We start from the raw sequence: 5,161 nt of genomic DNA on the forward strand, positions 1-5,161 counted from the left end.
CCGAGCCGGGCGTCGTCATGGTGGGCGGGCGCATCCAGGCGGCCCTCATCGGCCCTGGTTTGGATGAAGACCGCCGTGAGGATGCTCTCGAACTGGCTCAATTCTGTGGCCATTGTGGGATGCCGCTCGTTATCGATGCGTGGGCCCTCGACCTGGTCCCCGATCTTGCTGACGTCATCAACCCTGAAGTGACGGTCCTCACGCCACACCATGGGGAGGCCGCGCGCCTGCTCACCAGTCTGGGCGCGCCGACCGCCAGAGAAGACGTATCAGCGGACCCACTCCGCTACGCGAACCTCCTCCACGAGGCCACGGGATGCCACATCGTCCTCAAGGGTCCCATCACGGTCGTTCGTTCCTTCGAATACGCGGACATGCTCCGTGACCAGGCGCTGTTGGCGAGCTTCATCGACCCGGAGTCGGGCTTCCCCGACCTGGACAGCATGGAACAAAACGTCGTCCGCCGCGACTCCACGGTGGTCGCGCCGACCACCACGTCGTGGGCGGGGGTTGCCGGCAGCGGCGACGTCCTGGCTGGCCTGACCGCCGGCATCCTGGCGCGCCCGGTCAGAGACGAGGGGGCGCTGCCCGGACCCGACGGGAAGGCGCAGGCTGTCACGCCCGAGCGACTGGCCACAGCCGTATGGATCCATGGAAGAGCGGCGACGATGGCTGCCGACCGGTACGACGGTCGTGCCCCCATCCAGGCGCGCGACATTGCCGACGCGATCCCGGAGGTCTTCGCCATACCAGGGTTCTGAGATGGGCGGTCACGGGGCTGAGCGCACCGCATCCGTGGACCGGCCAAGCGGCGGGGAGGGGTGCGCGTGAGATACTAGGGGAGTGACTTCCACGAACGAACACGGTCAGGGACGGGACTACCCGTCCAAAGCGGTCGTCGACCTGACGGCCATTCGGCACAACCTGAGCGTCCTGAGAGCCGCCGCCCCCGGCGCGCTCCAGCTCGCGACCGTCAAGGCCAACGCCTACGGGCACGGCCTGCTCCCCGTCGCGCTCGCGGCCCTGGAAGGCGGCGCCGACTGGCTGGGGGTCGCCCAGCTGGCCGAAGCCTTCACGCTGCGCGAAGGCCTGGACGAGGCCGGGGTCGCCCGCGCTAATGCGCCCATCCTCGCGTGGATCTCCACCTCCTCCTCAGACTTCGCCGCGGCCATCGACGCCGACATCGACGTGTCTGTGTCCTGGACCTGGGTCCTCGCCGACATTTGCGCCGCAGCCCGGCAGGTGGGTCGCCCCGCGCGCGTGCACGTCAAGATTGACACTGGGATGTCACGCGCGGGTTCGCCCCTGGCAGACCTGCCCGCCCTGGCCTCGGCCCTGCGCATGGCGGCCGACGAAGGCCTCGTCGACGTCGTCGGCGCGTGGAGCCACATGTCGCGCGCCGATGACCCCAGCGAGGCGGGCAACGCCTCGACCGCGAACCACGTGCGTATCTTCGAACAAGGTCTGGCGATCCTCGCCGACGCGGGCGTCACGCCGCGCATCCGTCACCTTGGAGCGACTTCCGGGATCCTCTGGCACCCCGAGACCCACTACGACATGGTCCGCGCCGGCATCGGCCTGTACGGCCTCAGCCCCGACCCCGCCGTCTCCTCCGCCGCCGACCTGGGTCTGGTCCCCGCACTTACCCTGAGTGCCCCCCTCACCTCCGTCAAAGTCATCGAAGAGGGGACCCCGGCCTCGTACGGCGGGACCTGGGTGGCGCCCGCGCGCCGCTGGGTCGGCCTCGTTCCCCTCGGCTACGGCGACGGCATCCTGCGCGCCGCCTCCAACCGCGCGCGCGTTACCGTCCACACCGCCTCCGGCCCCCTCGACGCGCCCCTCATCGGACGCGTATGCATGGATCAGTTCATCATCGACCTCGGCCCGGCAGGCGGCGATGCGGGAACCCCCACCGCATGCAGCGGGGACGCGCCCGCGACCGTCGGTGACCTCGCTGTCCTCTTTGGTACCGGACACGACGGCGATCCGCTGGCCGACGATTGGGCGCGCGCCGCAACCACCATCAACTACGAAATCGTCACCCGCCTGGGCGCACACATACCCCGCGTCTACGTCGATAGGGCCGACAGCACCGACGGGGGCGCGGCTCATGAATGATCAGCCCCTTGTCACCTACGCCGTCGACACCTCCGACGCCGACCAGACGCGCGCACTCGGCGAGGACCTCGGGCGTATCCTGGCCGCCGGAGACCTCGTCATGCTGTCGGGCGGACTCGGAGCCGGTAAAACCACCCTCACGCAGGGCATCGGCGTCGGCATGGGCGTGCGCGGCCGCGTCGCTTCCCCGACCTTCATCGTCGCCCGCGTCCACCCGTCCCAGTGTGGCGGCCCCGACCTGATCCACGCGGACGCCTACCGCATCACAGACCTGAACGACCTGGAGACCCTCGACCTTGACTCCTCCCTCGACGAGTCCGTCACCGTCGTCGAATGGGGAGACGGCAAAACCGAAGCCATGAGCGCGGACCGCCTGGTCATCGAGGTGCGGCGCGCGAGCGGCGGACAGGCCACGCGCGTCGGGAACGTCATCGACCTGGAGCACATGGACGACGGGCACCGCCGCATCATCCTGCGCGCGCACGGACACCGTTGGGACGGCGTCCTCGACGCGCTCGTCGCCGCCCACGGGGGAACGCGCATTGACGAGGCCCAGGTGGCCTCGTCGGATACTGATCCAGCCGCGCCCGCCCCTGACAGCGACGAGCGTACCCGCGGCGAGTAGGATTTCAGCGTGCGAGAGATAGCCCTGGACACCCAAGCCGCAACCGTCGTCGCCATCATCGATGAGGGTCGTGTCGTCGGTCGCGCCCGCAACGACTCCGGGCGACGCCACGCCGAATCCATCACTCCGCTCGTGCGTGCAGCACTGGAAAACGCGGGACTTCCTCCTACCCCGGCCAACGCGGGGATTGACCGCGTGCTCGTGGGCACCGGTCCAGCCCCCTTCACAGGACTGCGCGCTGGCCTCGTCTCAGCCCGCGTTCTCGCCCGCGTCGCCGACGTTCCCGCATACGGGGTCTGCTCGCTGGATGTCATCGCCCGCCAAGGCCTGGACGTGCTGGCCCCCGAGACCCGCGTCTACGCGATCGCCGACGCGCGCCGCCGCGAACTCTACTGGGGTTCCTATGTGGCAGCCGGCCCCGACGATGTCACCCTAGAGGGACGACTTGAAGTCGGGGCTGTCTCCTCCCTGCTCAGTTCCATGCGGGGTGCCCCCGGCCTCGTCGTCGCAGGCGCCCCCATCCCCGTCCACTCATCTTCCGCTCTTGCCCGCGCTGACCTCGGCCCCCAGGTGGAACTCGATCCTGCCGTCATGAGCCGCCTCGTTGCCACGCGGCTGGCCCACGGTCAGGGGGACCGCCTGCGAACCGACCCTCTCTACCTGCGTCGGCCCGACATTCAGGGCCAGCCCGCCGCGCGCCTATGATCAGCCAGCTGCGCGTCGCCGATCTTCGCGACCGCGATCTCTTCGCTGCCTTGGAAGCCGAGGTCTTCCCTGAGGACCCCTGGACTCCCATCATGATCGCCGAGGAACTCTCCTCGCCTGCCTCACGCTACTGGATCGCGACCGACGAGGCCGGGGTTCCCATCGGGTACGGCGGCGTGAAAGTTGGCGCGGACCAAGCGGACGTGATGACGATCGGCGTGCGCGAGTGCGCGCGCGGACAAGGCGTCGGCGCCGCCATCCTTGATGTCCTTCTCGCGTGGGCGAGTAAGGCCGGGGCCGTCGATGTTTTCCTGGACGTGCGCCCCTCGAACGAAGGAGCCATCGCTCTTTACAAGTCACGTGGATTCACCAACATTGGGCGCAGGCCGCGCTACTTCCGCAACCCTGTCGAGGATGCCCTCGAAATGCGCGCATCCCTGCCCGGACCGGGCGCAGGGGCCGTCACCAAATAGGAACCGTCCGCATCACATTATTCGGCTATCGAAAGCTCAGTATCGGCAGCGTTAAACAGGGGTTATTTTCGACGCGTGAAGGTTCGTGGGAGGGGGCATAAACCGCGGGAAATAGCGGAAAATGACACGGTGTCAACGCGTGCTTTGCCAGGCCTCGTGCGATAGTCCTACAACCGGCGCTGACCACGCCGATATGCTTTCAAACATGGCCACTCAAAATGTCGCAACGAAGAAGCGCCGCGCGTGGACCACCAGCGTCTTTATGAAGCAGCTGATGGCCGTCTCGGGCTTCGTCTTCGTTTTCTTCTTGCTGTTCCACTCCTACGGCAACCTCAAGATGTTCCTGGGCGCGCAGGTCTACAACGACTACGCGCACTGGCTGCATGAAGAGGCTTTCGTGCCGATCTTCCCGCACGGCGGATTCATCTGGGTCTTCCGCGCCGCCATGGCGCTGATGCTCATCATCCACCTGTGGGCTGCCGCCTACACGTGGAGGCGCTCCCGTCGCGCTCGCTCCACCCGCTACGTTGTGAAGAAGTCCGTCACGGATTCCTACGCTGCGCGCACCATGCGCATGAGCGGCATCATCATCCTGCTGGTGCTGATCTTCCACATCGCTCACTTCACCACCGTGAGCCTGCCCGCGAAGATCGCGAACTTCGGCGCTGACGTCACCACGCCCTACGATCGCATGATCCACTCTTTCCAGTCGCCGGTCCTCGTGATCCTCTACGCCGTGTTCGTTGGCTGCGCCTGCATCCACGTCTCCCACGGCTTCTGGTCCATGTTCCAGTCGCTCGGTTGGGTGCGTTCCGCGACCCGTAAGCCGCTGGTTCTCCTCTCGGGCCTGGTCGGTCTGGTCATCTTCGTGATGTTCATGGCCCCGCCCGTCGCCATCGTCACCGGCTTGATCCACTGAGGAAGGGCACGCAATCATGACCGACACACTCATCCACGGCCTCTACCGTGAAGGCGACAAGATCGCGGACACCAAGGCTTCCCACGACGTCCCGATCGCGCAGCGCTGGGCGCGCCGCCAGTTCGAAGCCGCCCTGGTTAACCCCGCTAACCGCCGTAAGCTGCGCGTCATTATCGTCGGCTCCGGCCTGGCAGGCGGCGCAGCAGCCGCATCGCTGGGCGAAATGGGTTACAACGTCGACTGTTTCTTCTACCAGGACTCCGCCCGCCGCGCGCACTCCATTGCCGCGCAGGGTGGTATCAACGCCGCGAAGAACTACCG

General features: G+C 67.2%; 7 protein-coding genes. All 7 read left to right on the plus strand.

Annotation, left to right across the window (positions count from 1 at the left end; all coding sequences use genetic code 11):
- A partial coding sequence (locus tag RYL44_RS09890) for an ADP-dependent NAD(P)H-hydrate dehydratase (protein ID WP_314975879.1) occupies window positions 1-761 on the plus strand: 761 nt, incomplete at its 5' end.
- A gap of 82 nt (window positions 762-843) precedes the next feature.
- Entirely contained in the window at window positions 844-2,118 is a 1,275-nt protein-coding gene (gene alr, locus RYL44_RS09895; protein WP_314975880.1) for an alanine racemase, read from the plus strand.
- The gene (tsaE, locus tag RYL44_RS09900; protein ID WP_314975881.1) at window positions 2,111-2,743 is read left to right on the plus strand and encodes a tRNA (adenosine(37)-N6)-threonylcarbamoyltransferase complex ATPase subunit type 1 TsaE; all 633 of its coding nucleotides are present in this window, start codon (window positions 2,111-2,113) and stop codon (window positions 2,741-2,743) included. Before alr ends, tsaE begins: the two co-directional genes overlap by 8 nt.
- Before the next feature lie 9 nt (window positions 2,744-2,752).
- On the plus strand, window positions 2,753-3,448 hold the full coding sequence (gene tsaB, locus RYL44_RS09905) for a tRNA (adenosine(37)-N6)-threonylcarbamoyltransferase complex dimerization subunit type 1 TsaB (protein ID WP_314975882.1): 696 nt from the start codon (window positions 2,753-2,755) through the stop codon (window positions 3,446-3,448).
- On the plus strand, window positions 3,445-3,921 hold the full coding sequence (rimI, locus tag RYL44_RS09910; RefSeq protein WP_314975883.1) for a ribosomal protein S18-alanine N-acetyltransferase: 477 nt from the start codon (window positions 3,445-3,447) through the stop codon (window positions 3,919-3,921). The genes tsaB and rimI overlap by 4 nt, the downstream gene beginning before the upstream one ends.
- A 205-nt stretch (window positions 3,922-4,126) precedes the next feature.
- Window positions 4,127-4,840: a succinate dehydrogenase cytochrome b subunit gene (locus RYL44_RS09915; protein WP_314975884.1), complete on the plus strand. Its 714-nt coding sequence runs from the start codon at window positions 4,127-4,129 to the stop codon at window positions 4,838-4,840.
- A gap of 16 nt (window positions 4,841-4,856) precedes the next feature.
- Window positions 4,857-5,161: FAD-binding protein (locus tag RYL44_RS09920; RefSeq protein ID WP_314975885.1), on the plus strand; the 305-nt coding region annotated here is incomplete at its 3' end.

Source organism: Actinomyces bouchesdurhonensis (assembly GCF_963540955.1).
In the GTDB taxonomy this organism is placed as follows: Bacteria; Actinomycetota; Actinomycetes; order Actinomycetales; family Actinomycetaceae; genus Pauljensenia; species Pauljensenia bouchesdurhonensis.

Coding starts and splice junctions, on each gene's coding strand:
- tsaE (WP_314975881.1), top strand. CDS start 2,111: ATGAATGATCAGCCCCTTGTCACCTACGCCGTCGACACCTCCGACGCC.
- rimI (WP_314975883.1), top strand. CDS start 3,445: ATGATCAGCCAGCTGCGCGTCGCCGATCTTCGCGACCGCGATCTCTTC.
- RYL44_RS09915 (WP_314975884.1), top strand. CDS start 4,127: ATGGCCACTCAAAATGTCGCAACGAAGAAGCGCCGCGCGTGGACCACC.